This window comes from Snodgrassella alvi (assembly GCF_002777425.1).
GTDB lineage: Bacteria > Pseudomonadota > Gammaproteobacteria > Burkholderiales > Neisseriaceae > Snodgrassella > Snodgrassella alvi_B.
In genome coordinates this window covers 1-21433 of the sequence record NZ_MDVC01000007.1, presented here as the reverse complement: position 1 = coordinate 21433, position 21433 = coordinate 1, and the positions used below count along the sequence as shown (strand labels likewise).

Sequence of the window (21433 nt, the reverse complement as noted above, 5' to 3'; positions counted from 1 at the left end):
CTATTACGGCTCCGGCCACCTGCACCAGATAAACATCGACGGCCACATCATCAGCGATATCGAACGCGACAACCTGCACCGCGAAGTATTACGCACTCAGGGACGCCTGAACACCCAGTTCAAATACGACCGCAACAGCCGGCTGCAACGCAAACAGATACAGCGCAATCAGAACCCCATCCTGCCCGATATCCTGCTCGAACGCAGCTACCAGTACGACAACCTAGACCGACTGGTAAGCAAAAAACACAGCAAACACGGCCAGACCGATTACCGCTATGATCACACCGGCAGAATCGAAGGCTGTCGCAACCAGAGATACTGGGAAACCCTGCAATACGATGCCGCAGCCAACCTGCTGGACAGCAAATACAGAGAAGACTACAGCAACCACAACCTGATTCGCTGTAACCAGCTCCTGCATTTCAGAGGGCACCACTACCGCTACGACGAGCACGGCAGAACTGCCAGTAAACAGATCACCGGTGCTACCCAGCATTACCACTACGATGCCGAACACCGTCTGAGCGAAGTACGCATTGAACAGCTCAACAAAACCGAACGATACCGCTACCTCTATGACGCCCTTGGCCGACGCATCGAAAAACAGAAGTTAGACCGCGAAGGCAAGCCTTACAACCGTACCCGCTTCCTGTGGGACGGCTTTTACTTTGCGGGAATGTGAAATTTTAAAGTGTATATATAAAGTCTGTTGGGCGATTAATCCTAGAAATATGCTTAATAACCCAATAAATTTTAATTAACCCGTATATTTAAATATATTCAGATGATTGAATTCTGCAATATATTTAATCTCATATCAGCTGAAATTTCTGATAGATTGGTCAGTACTGAATTTTGGTTTTAATCGCTGTAGTGCAACACCATTTACGAAAATTGAAGCTTGATTCTCGCATTGGTAATCGCTGATATCAAACATTAATTTGTGCTGTGCCATATATTTTCCCACATGTAGAAAAGCCCGGACAATCTGCCGGGCTTTTTAAACATTTCCTTATAGAAACCAAACCAGTTTGGTGGCTACTATTATGGCTGTTTATTTTCGATGTGTGCGCAGGTAATCCAGCGTTTTCAGTTGGGCAATTGCCGCAGCTAAAGCCACATGTGCTTTGGCCAGAGAAACATCATCTTTGGCCTCATGGATACCGGATTCGGCTGCTTTTTTAGCTTCTTCGGCACGTTGCTGATCCATTTCTTCACTGCGAACGGCCACATCTGCCAAAAGTGTTAGCTTATTCGGTTGCACTTCCAGAACGCCGCCTGATACCGCCACCAGAATTTCTTCTTTCTGGCCAGGAACTGTCAAACGCAGGGCACCAGGACGCACCAGGCTCATAATGGGTTCATGGCGAGGATAAATACCCAGCTCACCTTCCAGAGTTGGCACAACTATAAAACTGGCCTCTCCAGAATAGATGTTCTCTTCATTACTCACCACTTCCACTTGCATGGTACTCATCAAGCGCTCCTTAGTTTAGGGTTTTCGCTTTTTCAGCAGCTTCTTCGATATTGCCTACCATGTAGAAAGCCTGTTCCGGCAGGTGATCGTATTCACCATTCAGAATTGCTTTAAAGCCAGCAATAGTATCACGCAGGGATACGTATTTACCCGGTGCACCAGTAAACACTTCGGCCACATGGAAAGGCTGTGATAAAAAGCGCTGGATTTTGCGTGCGCGGTTTACGGTCAGCTTGTCTTCATCAGACAATTCGTCCATACCCAGAATTGCAATAATATCATTCAGCTCTTTGTATTTTTGCAGAGTAGTCTGTACTCCACGTGCAACGTCGTAGTGTTCCTGGCCAATTACTGCTGGGTCAAGCTGACGTGAAGTGGAATCCAGTGGGTCTACCGCCGGATAAATACCTAAAGAAGCAATATCACGGCTCAATACCACGGTCGCATCCAAGTGGGCAAACGTTGTTGCCGGAGACGGATCGGTCAAGTCATCCGCAGGTACGTATACGGCCTGAATAGAAGTAATGGAACCGGTTTTGGTAGAAGCAATACGCTCCTGCAAACGACCCATTTCTTCGGCCAATGTTGGCTGATAACCCACAGCAGACGGCATACGGCCTAACAGTGCTGATACTTCGGTACCGGCCAGTGTATAACGGTAAATGTTGTCGATAAATAACAATACATCGCGGCCTTTACCATTTTCGTCTTTTTCATCACGGAAATATTCCGCCATGGTCAGACCAGTCAATGCCACGCGTAAACGGTTACCTGGTGGTTCGTTCATCTGACCATACACCATTGCCACTTTGTCCAGTACGTTTGAGTCTTTCATCTCGTGATAGAAGTCGTTACCTTCACGAGTACGCTCACCTACACCGGCAAACACAGACAAACCGCTGTGTGCTTTGGCAATGTTGTTAATCAGTTCCATCATGTTCACGGTTTTACCTACACCGGCACCGCCAAACAGACCAACTTTACCACCTTTAGCAAACGGGCATAGCAGGTCAATCACTTTAATACCGGTTTCCAGCAATTCGGTAGAGCTGGAAAGCTCATCAAATTTTGGTGCCTGCTGGTGAATGGAACGGGTGGTGCTGGTTTGAATTTCACCAGCTTCATCAACTGGATGACCCAGAACGTCCATAATCCGACCCAGAGTGACTGTACCTACTGGAACAGTAATCGGGGCGCCAGTATTGACCACGGCCATACCGCGTTTCAGACCATCGGAAGTACCCATGGGAATGGTACGCACGATACCATCACCCAGTAACTGTTCAACTTCGAGAGTTAAATCAGTATCAACCAGTTTAAGAGCGTCATACACATTGGGAATGGAGTCATGTGGGAATTCAACGTCCACTACCGCACCAATGATTTGTACGATTTTGCCTTGGCTCATTATCGCATCCTAAGTTTATTTGACCCGCACCGCTTAAACAGCAGCAGCACCGGCCACAATTTCTGACAACTCTGTGGTAATCGCTGCCTGACGCGATTTGTTATACACCAGACGCAATTCTTTAATGGCATTGCTCGCATTATCAGTAGCTGCTTTCATCGCTACCATACGCGCAGCCTGTTCGGCAGCCATGTTTTCAGATAAGGCCTGATAAACCACAGACTCTAAATAACGGCGGACTAAAAATTCCAGCACCTGCTGTGGTGAAGGTTCGTACACGTATTCCCAGCCGTATTCCTTGCTTTCGGGTACTTGGTCCAGAACATTCTGCCCGATTGGCAATAGTGTTTCCAGACGTGCTTCCTGACGCATGGTATTGATAAAGCCGGCATAAACCAGATAAATTGCATCCAGTTTACCTTCGGCGTAACGCTGAAAAATTTCCGTTAACGGACCCAATAATGTAGCCACTCTGGGTGTATCACCCAAGCCCACAGCACTGGCAATGACATTCAAACCCACTCGGTTGCATGCTGCCAGGCCTTTGCTGCCCAGGCACACAACTTCGGCATCTAGCCCCTGCTGATTGCATTCTTGCACTTTACTGAAGAATGCTTTCAGGATATTGGCATTCAAACCGCCACACAAGCCCTTGTCGGTAGTAATAACAATGAAGCCAACACGCTTGCTATCATTAGTACTACGCAATAAAGGTATGTTATGACTGGAATGGGTTTGTGCCAGATGGCTCATTACCAGACGAATTTTATCGGCATACGGACGCGCCTGACGCATCCGCTCCTGAGTCTTCCGCATTTTAGAGGTTGACACCATCTGCATCGCTTTAGTGATCTTTTGGGTATTCTGAACACTGCGAATTCTGGTGAGAATCTCTTTTCCTACTGCCATTTCAGACTCCTTTCAATGACACGCTTACGCCTGAAAGCTGTAAGACGATTTGAAGGTCTTCATGGCGTTGTCCAATGCTTTGGCATTATCATCGCTCAAGGCACCGGTTGTATCGATGTCCTGCAAAACGTTCGGACACTGGGTACGCACATAGCCTAAAAACTCTGCTTCGAAGCCCAAAGCTTTTGAAACTGGTACATCATCATAAGAACCGTTGTTTATCGCCCACAGGGTTAGCGCCATTTCACCAGTGCTCAGGGTGCTGAACTGTTTCTGTTTCATCAATTCTGTCACAACTTCACCATGACGCAACTGTTTGCGGGTTGCTTCGTCCAAATCAGAAGCAAACTGTGAGAATGCAGCCAGTTCGCGGTACTGAGCCAGTGCCAGACGAATACCACCGCCCAGTTTTTTGATAACTTTGGTCTGTGCTGCACCACCTACACGGGATACAGAGATACCGGCATTGATGGCAGGACGGATACCAGAGTTGAACAGATCTGTTTCCAGAAATATCTGGCCGTCTGTAATAGAAATAACGTTGGTTGGTACGAATGCAGATACGTCACCAGCCTGAGTTTCAATAATCGGCAGGGCGGTTAATGAACCGGTTTTGCCTTTTACTGCACCCTTAGTAAGCTCTTCTACCTCATGTGCATTAATGCGGGAAGCACGTTCCAGCAGACGTGAATGCAGGTAGAATACGTCACCCGGATAAGCTTCACGGCCAGGTGGACGGCGCAACAACAGGGAAATCTGACGGTATGCTACGGCCTGTTTAGACAGGTCATCATAAACAATCAGCGCATCTTCACCGTTATCACGGAAAAATTCACCCATGCTGCAACCAGCATATGGGGCAATATATTGCAGAGCAGCTGCTTCAGAAGCAGTAGCAGCAACAATAATGGTGTGATCCATCGCACCATGTTCTTCCAGTTTGCGTACTACGCTGGCAATGGAAGAAGCTTTCTGGCCGATAGCTACATAAATACAGATTACGCCGGTATCTTTCTGGTTAACAATGGCATCCAGAGCTACGGCGGTTTTACCGGTCTGACGGTCACCAATGATCAGCTCGCGCTGGCCGCGACCAATCGGCACCATTGAGTCAATGGCTTTCAGACCAGTTTGCATGGGCTGATCCACAGACTGACGTGCAATCACACCCGGGGCAATTTTTTCTACCGGAGCTGTGTGTGTGGCATTAATTGGGCCTTTGCCATCAATCGGACGACCCAGTGCATCAACCACACGGCCTACCAGCTCACGGCCTACCGGTACTTCCAGAATACGACCGGTACAGGTAACTTCGTCGCCTTCTTTAATATGTTCTGATTCACCCAGAATCACGGCACCTACAGAATCGCGCTCCAGGTTCATGGCGAGACCAAATGTATTGCCGGGAAACTCGAGCATTTCACCTTGCATCACGTCTGACAAGCCGTGAACGCGCACAATCCCGTCAGTTACAGACATTACGGTACCACGGGTACGTAATTCTGTATCTACGTTCAGGTTTGCGATTTTAGCTTTAATCAAATCGCTAATTTCAGCAGGATTAAGCTGCATGAAAACTCTCCTAATTCATCAATGCCGCATGCAGGCTGTTTAATCTGCCTTGCACCGACAAATCCAATACTCGGTCACCAACTTCTACTTTTACGCCACCAATTAATTCCGGGGCAACCACCTGATGCGCTTTCAACCGGCTGTTGAAATGGGCTTCCAGATCCACAACGACTTGTGCAAACTGCACCTTATCAATGGGATAGGCCGTATATACGGTGGCTTCTTTTATGTCGTTAAGGGACAAAGCATAGTCTTGGAATAACGTATAAATTTCTGGCAAAACTGTTAAGCGTTTGTTCTGCGCCAACACAAAGATGAAATTTTTCAGTTCATCAGCAGGCGTAAAATCGACTAATGACAGGATTTCTTTTGCCTTTTGTGCGTATTCGCATTCCGGCTCGTCAATCAGTAACTGCACTTTTGGTTGCAGGATAATTTCAGCCAGTGTTTTCAGTTCGTCCAACCAAGACTCAATCTGATTCTGTTCTTGTGCCAGACTGAACAATGCCTTGGCATATGGTCTGGCTATGGTTGCGAACTCAGCCATGGGATTACAGCTCCTGTTTCAGGTTCGCCAGTAAATCAGCGTGACGTGAAGGATTAACTTCGCTGCGCAGGATGGATTCGGCACCTTTAACAACCAAATCTGCTACCTGCTGACGCAGTGCTTCACGGGCCCGATTGGCTTCCTGCTCAACATCAGCTTTTGCCTGAGCCATGATGCGGGCAGCTTCTTCCGATGCCTGTGTTTTGGCATCTTCAACAATCTGCGCGGCACGCTTTTCCGCATTGGCCACCATTTCGGAGACCTGACTGCGGCCCTCGGCCAAGATATCAGCAACACGTTTTTCCGCCTGGGCAAAATCGTTTTTTCCACGTTCGGCAGCAGCCAAACCTTCGGCAATTTTGTCGGCACGGGCATCAAGTACTTTGACGATGGGTGGCCATACGAATTTCATCGTAAATAGCACAAACATGACAAAAACGAGCACTTGTGCAATTAGGGTTGCGTTGATATTCACGATTAAACCTTTAGAATTTGTGTTTATTAATTAAAACAGTTAACAACCAGCAAATCCAAGTTTATCAGCCGCCGATTTTGGCGAAGTACAAGAATGATACGCCCAGGGAGATAATGAACGCAGCATCAATCATACCCATGATAATGAAGAATTTACCCAGCAATGAGTTCATTAATTCAGGCTGACGGGCAGAAGATTCCATGTATTTTGCACCCAGCATACCAATACCGATAGAGGCACCCATGGCAGAAATACCAATCATCAAACCACAAGCGATAGCGATTAAACCACCCATTTACTTCACTCCTTAAATAAAAGAAAAGAATACTACAACAAATAAACTACCCTTAATGGGAATCGTGAGCCTGACCCAGATAAACAAAGGTCAGTACCATAAAGAGATACGCCTGCAAGGCAATCACCAGAATATGGAATATAGCCCAAGCCAGACCAGCAATGATTTGCAGGATGAAGAGAACCACATCGCTAACACCAGCAGCACCAGACATACCCCAGGCACCACCCATCAAGGCAATAACCATAAACAAAATTTCACCCGCATACATGTTACCGAACAGTCGCATACCATGCGAGAGGGTTTTGGAAAAGAATTCAATGATATTCATTAAAAAGTTGGGGATGAACAACCAAACCTTGTTACCAAATGGTGCGCTGAACAATTCATGTATCCAACCACCCAAACCTTTGATTTTGATATTATAAACAATACATAAAAACAAAACGGAAATAGCCATGGCCATGGTGGTATTCAGGTCTGCAGTAGGCACGACACGCAGATAGGCATGATGATCACCTGTGGTATGTTGCCAAGCCCATGGCAACAGATCCACTGGCAACAGATCCATCATATTCATGAACAGAATCCACATAAATACGGTCAACCCCAGCGGGGCAATGATTTTACGGGACTTTTCATTGTGAACCATATCCTTGCAGATGCCATCTACAAACTCAATCAGTAATTCTATGGCCGCCTGAAAGCGGGTGGGTACACCTACTTTCATGCGTCGCGCTGCCGCAAACAGAATGGCAGAAGCGATAACACCAGTTAGGATGGAAAAAAACAGGGTATCCAGATTAAGAAACGAGAAATCAACCATATTTGTCTGATAATCTGGTGATTTCTGGGTGTAATTGATTAAGTGATGGCTAATATATTCGCCCGGAGTCATCTCTGTGCCGCTCATAGTAACAATCTTTTTCTAAATGTGAACAATCCAGCCTGACTGACCAGTATCAGTCCTGTCAGGTAAGCAAACCAGTTAACAGAAGAATAGCATATATACACCAGCAACATCATCAGACATATCATGAGGATTTTGCTGATTTCAGCCATTAATAGTGTTGCAGGTAATAGCGCCGGTAATTTTTTTGCAGCGATAATGGTTAATATCGCCAGTAATGTAGGTATCAGATAACTGAGTCCACCCAATACTGCTGACCAGATAGCAGAACAATCCCACAACCATGCAGACACAAAAACTGCGGCAAACAACATGACTGTTTGCCAAAACATGATTGACTTCATTCTGTTACCCTGAAAAACGCTACGGTAAGCTACGCTTAATATAATCAACTAATACAATATCGTCAAGTGATTTTGTGAAATTTCGTTAAATAAATCTTAGCTAATTAATTAATTTTTCTATATATTTCTATAACATTAACATTGACAGAATTGATAACCTATCTGAACAGTTTTGTGCAGTTAGTCTCTGTTTGTCAGACTTATTCCAGTCCCAATCTTTGTAATATATGGCTTAATGTTTCAGGATTATCAAATTGCAGAATAATCCGGCCGCTGCGCTGATTGCGGCTTTGTACCTGCACTGGTACGGAAAAACGCTGCTCTAGTGCGGCTTCAATCTGTTGTATTTCGCTACTTTTTTCAGCCGGATGACGTGCGTCTGTTTCCGGTTTGGCCTGTGCCTGCTGACAACGGCGTTCTACTTCCCGCACTGACCAGCCATTTTGTGCTGCTTTTTGTGCCAGATCAATCTGCTGAATAACCGGCAAGGTTAATAAAGCGCGTGCATGCCCCATTTCCAGTTGCCGGCTATACATCAGATCCTGAACTGGCTGAGGTAGATTAAGTAAGCGCAGGCTGTTGGAAATACTGCTACGGCTGCGACCAACTGCTTTGGCAACAGTATCATGGGTGAGGCCGAATTCATCGACCAGACGTTTTAAACCTTGTGCTTCTTCAATTGGGTTGAGGTTCTGACGCTGAATATTTTCAATCAGCCCCATGGCCAAAGCAGCTTCATCGGAAATGCTTTTAACAACCACGGGAATTTCCTGCAACTCTGCCAGTTGTGCAGCGCGCCAACGGCGCTCACCGGCAATTAGCTCGTATTGCTGCAAACCCATTTCGCGCACGATTATCGGTTGAATAATACCTTGCGCGCGTATCGACTCGGCCAATTCCTGCAAGGATTCATCATCAATCTGGGTACGCGGCTGGTAACGCCCGGGAATAATATCGGTAATCGCTACTCTGGTTAAACGATCTCCACCGGTGATGTCACTGCCGGAACCGAGTAAGGCATCCAATCCTGCGCCCAAACCTTTTGCTTTTACCATGTATTACTCTTTAAGTTTGTTGGTTGACACTATCTGCTGTGTCGATGCTGTTGTTAGGTTGAATAAGTGATTTTATGCTTGTTTCACCGCTGTACGCACCAAAATTTCATCGGCAAGTGCCAGATAAGCTTTGGTACCGGTAGCACGCGGGTCATATTGCAGTGCCGGCATCCCATGACTGGGTGCTTCGGCCAGACGAATATTACGCGGAATAGGTGTGCTGAACAGTTTATCCGGGAAATGGGCACTTAGCTGTTCATCTACCTGTTTGGCCAGCAGGCTGCGCGGGTCATATAATGTACGAACAATACCCAGTATATCCAGTTGCGGATTGATTGCCTGACGAATTTTACGCACAGTGGCAATCAGGTCGGAAATACCTTCCAGAGCATAATATTCACACAACATGGGTACAATGATGTGTTGTGCCGCTACTAGGCCATTGATGGTTAGCAAGGTTAGTGTTGGCGGGCAATCAATAATAATATAATCGTATTGACCAACTACCTGTGCCAGGGCATTTTTTAGGCGCATTTCGCGAGCCAGTTCCTGCACCAGCTCTACTTCGGCACCAGCCAGAGCCCGATTGGCCGGCAGAACATCAAAACCACCATTTTGGGCGGGCATAATGGCGTTGTGAATTTCTTCATTGCCCAGCAATACGGCATAAACACCGCTAGTTACGTTGCCTTTGTTAATGCCGCTGCCGGTAGTGGCATTGCCCTGAGGGTCGAGGTCAACAATCAGGACTCTGGATTTTTTTTCTACCAGTGAAGCGGCCAGATTAACGACAGTGGTGGTTTTACCCACACCACCCTTTTGATTGGCTACGGCAATAATATGTGCACTCATGCATGATCTTTCTTGCGTACCAGCACCATATGGCGTTCTGCATCCAGATGGGGAACATTGAGTTTGTCTACCTGAACCAATTCTACATTTTCTGGCAGGCGCTCAATTTCTTCATACGGATACACGCCCTTCATGGCTGCCCAGTAACCACCTTTTGCCATTAGCTGTTTGGTGATGGTGACAAAGTCGTTTAATTCGGCAAAAGCTCGGCTGGTAATGACATCAAACTGTTCACCCACCATAGCTTCTACCCGTGCGGTAATCACCTGTACGTTGCTTAAGCCCAGCTCGATAACTGCCTGTTGCAGAAATGAGGTTTTTTTGCTGTTGGCGTCCAGCAGGGCTACGGGCAAATCCGGACGGGCAATGGCCACGGGGATTCCGGGCATGCCGCCACCACTACCCACGTCAATCAGGCCACGGGCACGTTCTACATAGGGCAACAGGGTTAGGCTGTCGAGAATATGATGGCTGATGACATCCTGATCGTTACGTAGTGCAGTCAGGTTGTAGGTGCTGTTCCATTTTTTTAACAGTTCTACAAAAGCCAGCAACTGTAATTGCTGTGGTACTGTCAGGTTGATATTCATCTGCTGCAAACCTTGTTGCAGCATGGTTTTCATGTCGCTCATGCTGTTTTTGCTCCCTCAAAACCCCGTTTCAGATGTACCATCAATAATGCCACCGCTGCTGGCGTGATGCCGGATATACGTGATGCCTGCCCTACAGTTTCGGGGCGGAACTGATTCAGTTTTTGTTGTACTTCAGCGGAAAGGCCTTTCACCAGTGTGTAATCAATACTGGCTGGCAATTTCAGTTTTTCCAGATTCTGGCGGTGACTGATTTCCTCGTTTTGCCGTTCGATATAGCCCTGATATTTTGCCTGAATTTCTACCTGTTCTGCGGCATCTGTACTGAGTGTTTCCTGCTGCGCATTTGGTAAAGTCATTAAGGCGGCATAGCTGACATTTGGCCGGCGCAACATGTCCAGCAGACTGGATTCCTTACTTAATGGCTGTCCCAGTACACGCTGCTGTTCACTCTTGGGCAGATTTAGTGGGGTATACCAGGTATGGCTTAGGCGTTGAAGTTCACGCTCTACGGCTTCCTGTTTCTGCTGGAACATTTGCCACTGTTCATCACCCACCAGCCCTACTGCCCGCCCCAGCTCAGTTAATCGCATATCGGCATTATCTTCACGCAGTTGCAGGCGATATTCGGCACGGCTGGTAAACATGCGATAGGGTTCGGTTACGCCTTTGGTAATCAAATCATCAACCAGTACGCCTAAATAAGCCTGATCACGCTGCAACACCAGTGGTTCGGCTTCACGGGTATAAAGCACTGCATTGGCTCCGGCCAGTAATCCTTGTGCGGCAGCCTCTTCATAACCAGTGGTACCATTAATTTGTCCGGCAAAAAACAGACCGGCTACACTTTTGGTTTCCAGACTGGCCTTGAGGTTGCGCGGATCAAAGTAATCATACTCAATGGCGTATCCGGGGCGCAGGATATGTGCATTTTGTAATCCGGGCATGGAATGTACCAGTTGCAGCTGGATATCAAACGGCAGGCTGGTGGAAATACCGTTAGGGTAATACTCGTGTGTGGTTAATCCTTCCGGCTCCAGAAAAATCTGGTGACTGTCTTTATCGGCAAAACGATTGATTTTGTCTTCGATAGAAGGACAGTAGCGTGGCCCTACTCCTTCAATCTTGCCGGTAAACATCGGGCTGCGGTCGAAGCCGCTTCGGATAATATCGTGGGTATGGCTATTGGTATGGGTAATCCAGCAGGAAATCTGCTGCGGATGCATGGCACGGCTGCCACGCACAGAAAATACCGGCGCTGGACTATCACCCGGCTGCTCTTTGAGCTGACTGAAATCAATGCTGCGGCCATCAATCCGCGGCGGCGTACCGGTTTTCAGGCGTCCCTGCGGTAAATTCAGTTCTTTCAGGCAGCCAGACAGCCGCTGGGCGGCTGGGTCGCCGGCACGGCCACCAGCATAGTTTTCCAGACCAATATGAATTTTACCGGCCAGAAAAGTACCGGCGGTCAGCACCACCGCCCGACCTCGGAACGAAACACCCATTGATGTCATCACACCAACGGCACGGCCATGCTCGACAATAATATCTTCCACCTGTTGCTGGAACAATTGCAAATTCGGCTGGCTTTCCAATACGGAACGGATAGCGGCTTTATATAAAATGCGGTCAGCCTGCGCGCGCGTGGCGCGTACTGCCGGCCCTTTTGATGCATTCAGACGCCGAAATTGAATACCGCTGTGATCGGCAGCTAATGCCATTGCTCCGCCCAGTGCATCCAGTTCGCGCACCAGATGACCTTTGCCAATGCCGCCAATAGACGGATTGCATGACATTTGTCCCAGCGTTTCGATATTGTGGGTAAGCAATAATGTATTTGCGCCCATGCGTGCGGCAGCCAGAGCGGCTTCGGTACCGGCATGGCCGCCACCTACCACAATCACATCGTATTCAATCGGATAATTCATTTTGACAACAGTTGATTCCATAACGTTGTTTTTTCACGGAACAACGTTTAAGCAAAAGGTTGTTATTTTACGCGAGCTATTGCTATTTGTCAGGCCGGTAAAAATGCAAAGAGATTTTTACCACAGACCTTGCTGTTGTCGTATGCTGTTTTAACGGCTGTGTACGGCCTGCCATGCGGCATCCAGTCTGGCTCCAGCAGCCTGCAACGCAGCATCTGCCTGCTGACGCTGAACATCAGCCTGATTAAAATCACTTTGCAGACGGGTAACATTATCCTGTGCATTTTTCAGCTGTAACTGTGCCGATTGTAACTGGGTTTGCAGTTGCAAAGCTCTGTTCTGACTGGCACTTTGCCCTGAGAGTGCTGCCTGATAGGCTTTCTGCGCGCTAAGCAGCTCTACATCGGCAGGAGACTCAGCCCATGCCGTAACAGCCAGACTCAAAAATAACCACAAGCTATATTTTGCTTTCATGCCTGATCACTTTCTCTATTCAGAGTTGATGACTACATACTCGCTGATATTGCTGCTCGGAGGCTGAACCACTGGTAATACCCATCGGGCGCAAATCAGTTTCGCCAAAATGGTCCTGACGAATCAGTTCACCATGTGCATCCAGCAGCTCTACATCCAGTACCCGGAACAGTTTGCGGCTACAGTCAATCTGGGTGGTGCTCAGTGCTGTTTTATAGGCCGGGGTATTGCTGTAATACTGCTGTTTCGGGTCGATAACGATTTTACGGTCACGGAAAGTAACCAGATTGCCCTGACGTCTGATGCTGTTGCTATCCAGTGCATGCTGAACATTACCGCTAGCAGATACGCCCAGCTCAATCCAGCTACCATCTGCTTTTTTGGGCACGCTGGTTGTTGTACATGCAGCCAGTATGGTACAAACAGTCAGACTGGCCATCAGTTGACGAAGATAAATGATTTTCATGCTAATTCCTTGCAACAGCCAGCGGATGACTGTCGGAAATAAAGGTAAGTTGCAGTACAATGCCCGTTTCAGATTAAGTGTAACAGGTGTTATGTGACCCATGCTGAGCAAATTTTACACGATGTTTTCGGCTATCCGGAATTTCGCGGCCAACAATCCGAAATTATTAACACCGTGGCAAAGGGCAATAATGCATTGGTACTGATGCCCACCGGCGCGGGTAAGTCTTTATGTTATCAAATTCCGGCGTTAATGCGCGATGGTGTCGCCATCGTGGTATCGCCGTTGATTGCACTGATGCAGGATCAGGTTACGGCTTTAAATATCAATGGTATTGCCGCAGCCTGTGTGCATGGTGGTACCAGTGGCGAGGAAATACAGCGCATCGCCGATGAAATCGCAGCCGAACATTTGCAGCTATTGTACGTGGCTCCGGAACGGCTGGTGATGCCGCGTTTTTTACAGTTTTTACATAATACCCGCATCAGTCTGTTTGCGATTGATGAGGCTCATTGTGTTAGTCAATGGGGACATGACTTTCGGCCAGAGTATCAACAGTTATCCGTACTGGCGGATGAGTTTCCTAGCATACCGCGAATTGCACTAACTGCTACAGCCGATAATGCCACTCGTGCCGATATTCAGCACTATCTGGACTTAACAGATGCACAAGTATTTATTTCCAGCTTTAACCGCCCGAATATTGATTATCAGGTTGTTGAAAAAAATAACGGTAAAAAACAGCTACTGCAATTTATCCGCAGCCAGATGCATGGTGAGAACGGTATTGTCTACTGCCTGTCGCGCAAACGTGTGGAAGATATTGCTGCTTTTCTGGGGGAAAACGGGCTGACTGCCCTGCCCTACCATGCCGGATTAGACTGGGATACCCGCAGCCAGAACCAACGCCGTTTTACGCAGGAAGACGGCATTATCGTAGTGGCTACAGTGGCTTTTGGCATGGGTATAGACAAGCCGGATGTGCGTTTTGTAGCTCATCTGGACATGCCGGCCAGTATTGAACATTTTTATCAGGAGTCGGGACGTGCCGGCCGTGATGGCCTACCGGCCACCAGCTGGCTGTGTTATGGCCTGAATGACTGGGTATTGCTGCGCGAACGGATTCAGCTAGCCGAGCGGGATGAAACACAAAAACGCATAGATTTGCAAAAATTAGATGCAATGCTGGCCTTTTGTGAAACTGCCGACTGCCGCCGCCAGCTGCTGCTGCGCTATTTTGGAGAGGACAGCCAGCCCTGTGGGCATTGCGATAACTGCATTGACCCGCCCCGCCGATTTGACGGTACCATACTGGCGCAAAAACTACTTTCCTGCGTGTATCGGGTGGGGCAGCGTTTTGCTACCGGCCATGTGATTGATGTTTTGCGTGGCCGTGAATCGGAGTGGGTACTACGCTATGGTCATCAGCAATTATCCACCTTTAGCATCGGCCGTGAATTGAGTGTCAAGGAATGGCGCACAGTGGTACGACAATGTGTTGCTGCCGGCTACCTGAATGTTGATATGGCCAATCAAGCCCTGCAACTGACTGAACAGGCACGCGCAGTATTAAAAAACCAGCAGCAGGTCTGGTTGCGCCCACTGAAACATGACAAAACCCGCAGCAGCCGCAGTAATGATATCTGGCTGCGCACCGAACGCGAAGAACGTCTGTGGCAAACCTTGCGCCGCTGGCGTAAAGAGCGTGCCAGCGAGAATAATGTACCCGCCTATACCATTTTTGCCGACCGCACCTTGCAGGATTTGGTACAGCATCCACCTGCCACACTAGCTGATTTAAATCATATTTATGGACTGGGCGAAAGTAAAATCAGAAATTTTGGTGCAGATATTCTGGCTCTGTGCCGCGAATGGGCGCAATAGCAGCCAGCACACGCCATTCATACCGCTAACTGATTAACTTATTTTCTCAGGGTGCCTTCCTCATGCCTTTTACCCTCTCTCATCCGGCCATTATTTTGCCTTTGTATCGTTACAGCAAATGGTTTTCCATGACTGGGCTGATTGTTGGCAGCATGTCACCAGATTTTGAATATTATATTCGCATGAAAATGTCCGGCATATATGGACACGCCTATACCGGTATCTGCCTACTCAATATCCTTACCGGCCTGACTGTGGCTTTTATTTTTCACCTCATCATCCGCAATCCATTAATTCGACACCTGCCGTCCAGTTTACAGCGGCGCTTTAATGTTTATCTGACATTCAACTGGACTCAATATTTCTGCCGGCACTACCTGATTGTTATCTTTTCACTATTTCTCGGTAGTCTGTCGCATGTATTCTGGGATGCATTCACTCATCCGTCCAGCTGGTTTGTCAGCCACAGCCTGTGGCTACAGCAGGAAATAACACTGCCATTTTTGCAACCAGTGCCTGTCTACAAACTATTACAGCATGGCAGCTCAATCGGTGGCTTGCTGTGCATTGCTGCTTTTATTTTGTACATGCCCCAATCGAATCTGCCTGTTGTGCAGATTAACTATCGTTACTGGCTACTGATTGCTGTGAATGCTTTACTGATTGCAGGTATTCGCATCAGCTTCAATCCAGATTGCCTGCGCAGTGGCCATCTGATAGTGACGATTATTATGTCGCTGTTTATTAGCACGACTATCACTTCGCTCTACACACAGTACGCTAAGCGCCATATTTAAAGCATACTCGTAATTAGTCGTGCATATTCTATTTAAATTGGGGCATCAGATAACCTTTGCCAAGGAAACCGGCATCTACGCCAGCCAGCAAGAAATGACCATTTTTTACACTTCCCTTTCATTTATATAAATATATGATTTTTATAAATTAAATAGCCATGTCAACCCTACTTGATGCGCTATGTCAAATAAAAGCGAAAAATGCCGCTTTATTCACCACACCAATCCCATATATAGTAAAAAAAAAGACCGCAATGGCACTTTGATACTAAATATAGTATCTACGATATATAAATACCCGGATCAGGCAAATTGTTATTAGTTAATAGCAAAGCAGTAACTGCGGCCTGTTATGGCAGGCAGTAGCAGAAGGATAATCAGCATGAAACCCATTGTAATTAAAAGAGACGGCTGTCGCGTCCCCTTTGATGCAGCCCGAATTCAGGATGCCATACAGCGAGCCGCCAGCGCCGTACACATTGATGACAGTGCCTACTGTACACAGGTAGCTGCACGCGTCACCAGCATCATTGCCAGCCGCGAATATGTTGATATTCATGATATTCAGCAGGCCGTGGAAGACCAGTTAATGGCTGGCCAATATAAAGAACTGGCACGTGCCTACATTGAGTACCGCCACTCCCGTGACGTGGCACGCGAATCGCGCGGCCGTCTCAATCGTGAAATTCAGGGACTGGTAGAACAAACTAATTTCAGCCTGCTCAATGAAAATGCTAATAAAGACAGCAAGGTCATCCCCACTCAGCGCGACTTACTCGCCGGTATCGTAGCCAAACACTATGCGCAGCAACACCTGTTACCGCGCGACGTGGTACTGGCACATGAACGTGGCGAAATCCATTACCATGATTTGGACTACGCACCCTTTTTCCCGATGTTCAACTGTATGCTGATCGACCTGAACGGCATGCTTACCAACGGTTTCAAAATGGGCAATGCCGAAATCGAACCCCCGAAATCGATCGCCACCGCCACCGCCGTTACCGCACAGATTATTGCTCAGGTAGCCAGCCATATTTACGGTGGCAGCACCATCAACCGTATCGATGAAGTACTGGCACCCTTTGTCCGTGCCAGCTACAACAAACACCTTGCCGTCGCAACAGAATGGCAGATTGCCGATATTGAGGCTTATGCCCGCAACCGTACCGAAAAAGAATGCTACGACGCATTCCAGTCACTGGAATATGAAGTTAATACTTTGCATACCGCCAATGGTCAGACACCCTTTGTGACCTTTGGCTTTGGTCTGGGTACTGGCTGGGAAAGCCGGCTGATCCAAACCGCTATTCTGCGCAATCGTCTGGCTGGCTTAGGCAAAAATGGTAAGACAGCGGTTTTTCCGAAGCTGGTATTCAGCATCAAAGATGGCATTAACCACAAAGCCGAAGACATTAACTATGACATCAAGCAGCTGGCGCTGGAATGTGCTTCCAAACGCATGTATCCCGATATTCTCAACTACGATCAGGTGGTGGCTGTTACCGGTTCCTTCAAAACCCCAATGGGCTGCCGCAGCTTTTTGGGTGTCTACGAAGAAAATGGCGAACAAATTCACGAAGGGCGTAACAATCTGGGCGTTATCAGCCTAAACCTGCCGCGCATTGCCATCGAAGCCAAACATGATGAAGCACGTTTCTGGCAACTACTGGATGAGCGCCTGCAACTGTGTCGCACCGCACTGATGACGCGCATTGCCCGTTTTGAAAACGTCAAAGCACGGGTGGCACCGATTCTATATATGGAAGGTGCCTGTGGCGTACGCCTGAATGCCGATGACTCAGTAGCGCAGATATTTAAAAATGGCCGCGCCTCCATTTCTCTGGGCTATATTGGCCTGCATGAAACCATCAACGCCCTGTATGGTAGCGATAGCCATGTCTTTGACAGCGAAACCTTACGCCAGAAAGCCATTGCCATCGTGCAGAAACTGCGCACCACTACCGACCAGTGGAAAGCTGAAACCGGCTATGGTTTCAGCCTCTACAGCACCCCGAGTGAAAACCTGTGCAACCGCTTCTGCCGTCTTGACACCGCTGAATTCGGTGTGATTAGCGGCGTAACCGACAAAGGCTACTACACCAACAGCTTCCATTTGGACGTAGAGAAAAAAGTGAACCCGTACGACAAAATCGACTTCGAGGCTCCCTATCCGAAAATGGCCAGCGGCGGCTTCATCTGCTACGGTGAATATCCCAACCTGCAACATAACCTCAAGGCGCTGGAAGACGTATGGGACTACAGCTATCGCCATGTGCCTTATTACGGCACCAATACCCCCATCGATGAATGCTACGATTGTGGATTCAGTGGTGAGTTTTCCTGTACCAGCAAAGGCTTTGTCTGCCCTAAATGTGGCAATCACGACCCGGCACGGGTATCTGTTACCCGTCGTGTCTGCGGCTATCTGGGCAGTCCGGATGCCAGACCATTTAACACGGGCAAACAGGAAGAAGTCAAACGGCGGGTCAAACACCTTGGCCAACAGTGTGGTGTATTGTAAGCATGAACTACCATCAGTATTATCCGGTTGACGTTGTAAATGGCCCCGGTACCCGCTGCACCTTGTTTGTAGCTGGCTGCGAACACAAATGCCGTGGCTGCTATAACGCCACCACATGGCGGGTAGATTCCGGCAAGCCATTCGACCAGCAACTGGAAGACCGCATCATCAGCGACCTCAACGACAGTCGTATTGTGCGTCAGGGTTTGTCACTAACCGGCGGTGACCCGTTGCATCCACACAATCTGAGTACCATCCTGCATCTGGTTAAACGAGTACGGCAGGAAACCGAGCATAAAGATATCTGGTTGTGGACCGGCTACTCCCTATCAGAACTATCCGCAGCCCAAAGGCAGGTCATTGATGAAATTAACACCCTGATTGACGGCAAATTTATACAGGAACTGAAAGACCCGTCACTACTCTGGCGCGGCAGCAGTAATCAGGAAATTCATTACCTGCGCCCCGCATAACCCAAAGCGTTCTGCACCATTGCGATTGACCGATTACTTCGGTCTAATCACAACGGTGCATTTTCTTATTCTGGCCAGAAAAATTACATTAACAAACCAGCCAGTTATCAACATGCTTCATCCGCAGACTGCCCGCAACCGCCGGAAATCGCATAAAATGCGCGTCTTGTAAGTAAAATTTGGGAATAATTTATCTTTTATCTGCATAAAGCCAATAAATCACATCAACCTCAGTGCAGCAACATCACCTCAGCAGCACAAATTTACCTAATTAAACAGTAGCCAACGCCACCTGCTCCTATCCTGTACATATTGCTGGCCAGCCGAAAGTGGCAAAATGGTTTTACTTTACCCAGACAAACATGGAAAACGCCAATGAGCACAATTGATTTAACCGCCAAACGCGCCGAAACTCAGGCAATGCTGGATAAAGCAGACTTGCTGTTTGACCGTAGCACCTGTGAAGCCAGACTGGAACAGATGGCTGCGGACATCACCGCTGCACTGAGTGACAAATACCCGCTGGTATTACCGGTAATGGGTGGTGCGGTGGTCTTTACCGGCAAATTATTGCCATTGCTGCGTTTTCCGCTAGATTTCGATTACATCCATATTTCACGCTATGGTGACAAACTTCAGGGGGGTAGCTATCAGTGGCTGCGTGCCCCGCAAAACGCCGTAGTAGGACGCCATATTCTGGTACTGGATGATATTCTCGATGAAGGCCATACGCTGGCCGCAGTAAAAAAACAGATACTGGAAATGGGCGCAGCCAGTTGCTCCACTGCTGTTTTTGCCAACAAGCTGATTGAAAAAGACAAACCGATTATGGCCGATTTTGTCGGACTGGATGTCCCTAACCGCTATGTATTTGGCTATGGCATGGATGCCGAAGGAAAATGGCGCAATCTGGATGAAATTTACGCACTGGCTGAATAATAATTACTGCGCCACGGTGACAAGTAGCATCGTGGCTATTTTAATCAGCTCATATATACTATTAACCCAAAGCAATATGGGATGGCGCAATATGCGGCTTTGTTAATTTTTCTAATCCCTGTTCACTTAAACTGATTAATTAAAATCAGATAAAAGCAGTTTATTGCTTGAAATTTATGAAAGTGACTATCAATTTCATATATTAATTTATTATTCATATGGTGATTGGAATGGCAACACATATTCAAGAAACAAAGCTAAGGAGTGGCCATTTGTAAAATTCCATCGGAAGCAAATAGCTTAACGAGGAATGTAACCGTTTGGGATTGTATCAATAAGTATCAGCCGCAAAACCTTGTTGTAATTCTTGGGTTGTCATGAATTTTTCTCCTTTAACAAACTCAGTTTTAATGCTTTTAAATGTTGCTTTCACTACTGTATCGTCATACGCAAAACCCTTTTTTAATCAGCTTTTAATTAGCGATCGTTAAATATTAAATGTATTAAAATACTCATCTAGCAACTGATTGTTAAACTTCTTTTCTCTATCTGAATGAAATAGATTTAATGATGATTGCGGTAGCTTAAACTGACTTAATACACACATCACTACAACCGCTGTTTTATATTAACTAACACCATAGCCGGCAATCTGTCGATTAGATAAATTCAGTAACACACATAAATAAATCCAGTGCTGGTAAACACGCTTATAGGTTAAGTCTGCCACTATAATCTACTGTTAGGCACCTGCATCCAACTGACGCTGTAAATGATTAGCTGTTGCTGCGTCATTGCTTGCCGTTTGATATCCTCAATAACGTTTAATTGTGTACTTTGATATCAATGTTAGCGACCTCATTACCCAGGCAATGTAACGAAAGAAAACACTGATGCCCGCTTGTTATAAGGCAAAACGAATGCGTCTGGTTCCGTATGATTAATAGCTGCGATTAAAAATAGCTAATATCTTGTCGGCGTAATTGGCAATCAATTTCTGTTTGGTTGCTTTGCACTGATTATAGACATAATGTCTGGCTATCCCCAAGCAGCGACATAGTACCGCTACAGCATAACAATGTTGGTTTACTTTCAGGGTTTTAATTTTCATCCCATGATCAGTACAGCCTACTTTGGAATAACGTTTTCCATCCGTAGCTGTTTAAGCTCTTTTCGTAACGCAATCAGTTCATTTTGTTCTGGAGTGCGGTTATCTTTAGTATTAAATGAATCACTTTTACTTGATTGGTTTATCCAGCTGTCTAAAGCGGATGGCATCAAATCATATTCCTTGAGCACTTCACTGCGCGACTTTCCGTGCTGATAAAATTTATCCGGCCATTTTTACAAAATCATCGGCGCTTATCACGCTCAGGGACGAACTCACTGAGGCATATCATAAATCTATTTAAAATAAAAGAGATACTTTTTTACTGTTGCGACCAGTTCTGAGAGTTACTTCTCCTACTTATATTTTTCCAATTTTAATTTTACAAATATTATTTATTATT

The 21433-nt window shown here is 47.0% G+C and carries 21 protein-coding genes and 1 pseudogene; 6 read left to right on the top strand and 16 right to left on the bottom strand.

The genetic code is table 11. From position 1 onward, the window contains the following. A pseudogene (locus tag BGI33_RS02470) lies at positions 1-685 on the top strand (hypothetical protein); the annotation flags it as partial. Positions 686-1057: 372 nt separating this feature from the next. On the opposite strand, the gene BGI33_RS02465 reads toward BGI33_RS02470, so the two are convergent. The 15 genes from BGI33_RS02465 to BGI33_RS02395 all read right to left on the bottom strand — a co-directional run bounded on the left by BGI33_RS02465 (position 1058) and on the right by BGI33_RS02395 (position 13305). After that, positions 1058-1480 carry a F0F1 ATP synthase subunit epsilon gene (locus BGI33_RS02465; protein ID WP_100089812.1) on the bottom strand — a complete coding sequence of 141 codons (423 nt, stop codon included), beginning with the start codon at positions 1478-1480 and terminating at the stop codon, positions 1058-1060. Between the two features lie 10 nt (positions 1481-1490). Then, on the bottom strand, positions 1491-2888 hold the full coding sequence (gene atpD, locus BGI33_RS02460) for a F0F1 ATP synthase subunit beta (RefSeq protein WP_100089811.1): 1398 nt from the start codon (positions 2886-2888) through the stop codon (positions 1491-1493). Between the two features lie 33 nt (positions 2889-2921). Next, a complete protein-coding gene (gene atpG, locus BGI33_RS02455) occupies positions 2922-3797 on the bottom strand; it encodes a F0F1 ATP synthase subunit gamma (RefSeq protein WP_100089810.1) in 876 nt (291 codons plus the stop codon). A 24-nt stretch (positions 3798-3821) separates the two neighbouring features. Next, positions 3822-5369: a F0F1 ATP synthase subunit alpha gene (gene atpA / locus BGI33_RS02450; protein ID WP_100089809.1), complete on the bottom strand. Its 1548-nt coding sequence runs from the start codon at positions 5367-5369 to the stop codon at positions 3822-3824. Positions 5370-5379: 10 nt separating this feature from the next. Beyond that, positions 5380-5916, bottom strand: coding sequence for a F0F1 ATP synthase subunit delta (locus tag BGI33_RS02445; protein ID WP_100089808.1), 537 nt, complete (start codon positions 5914-5916; stop codon positions 5380-5382). Between the two features lie 4 nt (positions 5917-5920). Beyond that, positions 5921-6391: a F0F1 ATP synthase subunit B gene (locus BGI33_RS02440; protein WP_025331626.1), complete on the bottom strand. Its 471-nt coding sequence runs from the start codon at positions 6389-6391 to the stop codon at positions 5921-5923. A 64-nt stretch (positions 6392-6455) separates the two neighbouring features. Then, on the bottom strand, positions 6456-6686 hold the full coding sequence (gene atpE, locus BGI33_RS02435) for a F0F1 ATP synthase subunit C (RefSeq protein WP_025331627.1): 231 nt from the start codon (positions 6684-6686) through the stop codon (positions 6456-6458). 52 nt (positions 6687-6738) lie between these two features. Continuing rightward, complete coding sequence (atpB, locus tag BGI33_RS02430; protein ID WP_100089807.1) at positions 6739-7599, bottom strand: F0F1 ATP synthase subunit A; 861 nt, start codon at positions 7597-7599, stop codon at positions 6739-6741. Further along, positions 7596-7928 carry an ATP synthase subunit I gene (locus tag BGI33_RS02425; protein ID WP_180298954.1) on the bottom strand — a complete coding sequence of 111 codons (333 nt, stop codon included), beginning with the start codon at positions 7926-7928 and terminating at the stop codon, positions 7596-7598. Before BGI33_RS02425 ends, atpB begins: the two co-directional genes overlap by 4 nt. 212 nt (positions 7929-8140) lie before the next feature. After that, complete coding sequence (locus BGI33_RS02420) at positions 8141-8995, bottom strand: ParB/RepB/Spo0J family partition protein (protein ID WP_100089805.1); 855 nt, start codon at positions 8993-8995, stop codon at positions 8141-8143. Between the two features lie 72 nt (positions 8996-9067). Beyond that, entirely contained in the window at positions 9068-9847 is a 780-nt protein-coding gene (locus tag BGI33_RS02415; RefSeq protein ID WP_100089804.1) for a ParA family protein, read from the bottom strand. Continuing rightward, positions 9844-10479 (bottom strand): 16S rRNA (guanine(527)-N(7))-methyltransferase RsmG, encoded by a 636-nt coding sequence (gene rsmG / locus BGI33_RS02410; RefSeq protein ID WP_100089803.1) that lies wholly within the window; start codon positions 10477-10479, stop codon positions 9844-9846. The genes BGI33_RS02415 and rsmG overlap by 4 nt, the downstream gene beginning before the upstream one ends. Continuing rightward, complete coding sequence (gene mnmG / locus BGI33_RS02405) at positions 10476-12365, bottom strand: tRNA uridine-5-carboxymethylaminomethyl(34) synthesis enzyme MnmG (RefSeq protein ID WP_100089802.1); 1890 nt, start codon at positions 12363-12365, stop codon at positions 10476-10478. Before mnmG ends, rsmG begins: the two co-directional genes overlap by 4 nt. Positions 12366-12515: 150 nt before the next feature. Next, the gene (locus BGI33_RS02400; protein ID WP_100089801.1) at positions 12516-12839 is read right to left on the bottom strand and encodes a hypothetical protein; all 324 of its coding nucleotides are present in this window, start codon (positions 12837-12839) and stop codon (positions 12516-12518) included. Positions 12840-12858: 19 nt separating this feature from the next. Next, positions 12859-13305 (bottom strand): surface-adhesin E family protein, encoded by a 447-nt coding sequence (locus tag BGI33_RS02395; RefSeq protein WP_100089800.1) that lies wholly within the window; start codon positions 13303-13305, stop codon positions 12859-12861. A gap of 93 nt (positions 13306-13398) precedes the next feature. Between BGI33_RS02395 and recQ the strand changes: the two genes are divergently transcribed. From recQ to BGI33_RS02370, 5 genes are all read left to right on the top strand, one after another. Continuing rightward, positions 13399-15189, top strand: a complete 1791-nt coding sequence (gene recQ / locus BGI33_RS02390) for a DNA helicase RecQ (RefSeq protein WP_100089799.1) — start codon at positions 13399-13401, stop codon at positions 15187-15189. Positions 15190-15251: 62 nt separating this feature from the next. After that, complete coding sequence (locus BGI33_RS02385) at positions 15252-15986, top strand: DUF4184 family protein (protein WP_100089798.1); 735 nt, start codon at positions 15252-15254, stop codon at positions 15984-15986. A 382-nt stretch (positions 15987-16368) separates the two neighbouring features. Next, positions 16369-18510: an anaerobic ribonucleoside-triphosphate reductase gene (nrdD, locus tag BGI33_RS02380; protein ID WP_100089797.1), complete on the top strand. Its 2142-nt coding sequence runs from the start codon at positions 16369-16371 to the stop codon at positions 18508-18510. 2 nt (positions 18511-18512) lie between these two features. Then, positions 18513-18983, top strand: coding sequence for an anaerobic ribonucleoside-triphosphate reductase-activating protein (gene nrdG / locus BGI33_RS02375; RefSeq protein WP_100089796.1), 471 nt, complete (start codon positions 18513-18515; stop codon positions 18981-18983). A 375-nt stretch (positions 18984-19358) separates the two neighbouring features. After that, positions 19359-19922, top strand: coding sequence for a hypoxanthine-guanine phosphoribosyltransferase (locus tag BGI33_RS02370; protein ID WP_100089795.1), 564 nt, complete (start codon positions 19359-19361; stop codon positions 19920-19922). A 1128-nt stretch (positions 19923-21050) separates the two neighbouring features. Here the strand turns inward: BGI33_RS02370 and BGI33_RS02365 are convergent. After that, positions 21051-21203 (bottom strand): hypothetical protein, encoded by a 153-nt coding sequence (locus tag BGI33_RS02365; RefSeq protein WP_180297066.1) that lies wholly within the window; start codon positions 21201-21203, stop codon positions 21051-21053. Positions 21204-21433: the final 230 nt, after the last annotated feature.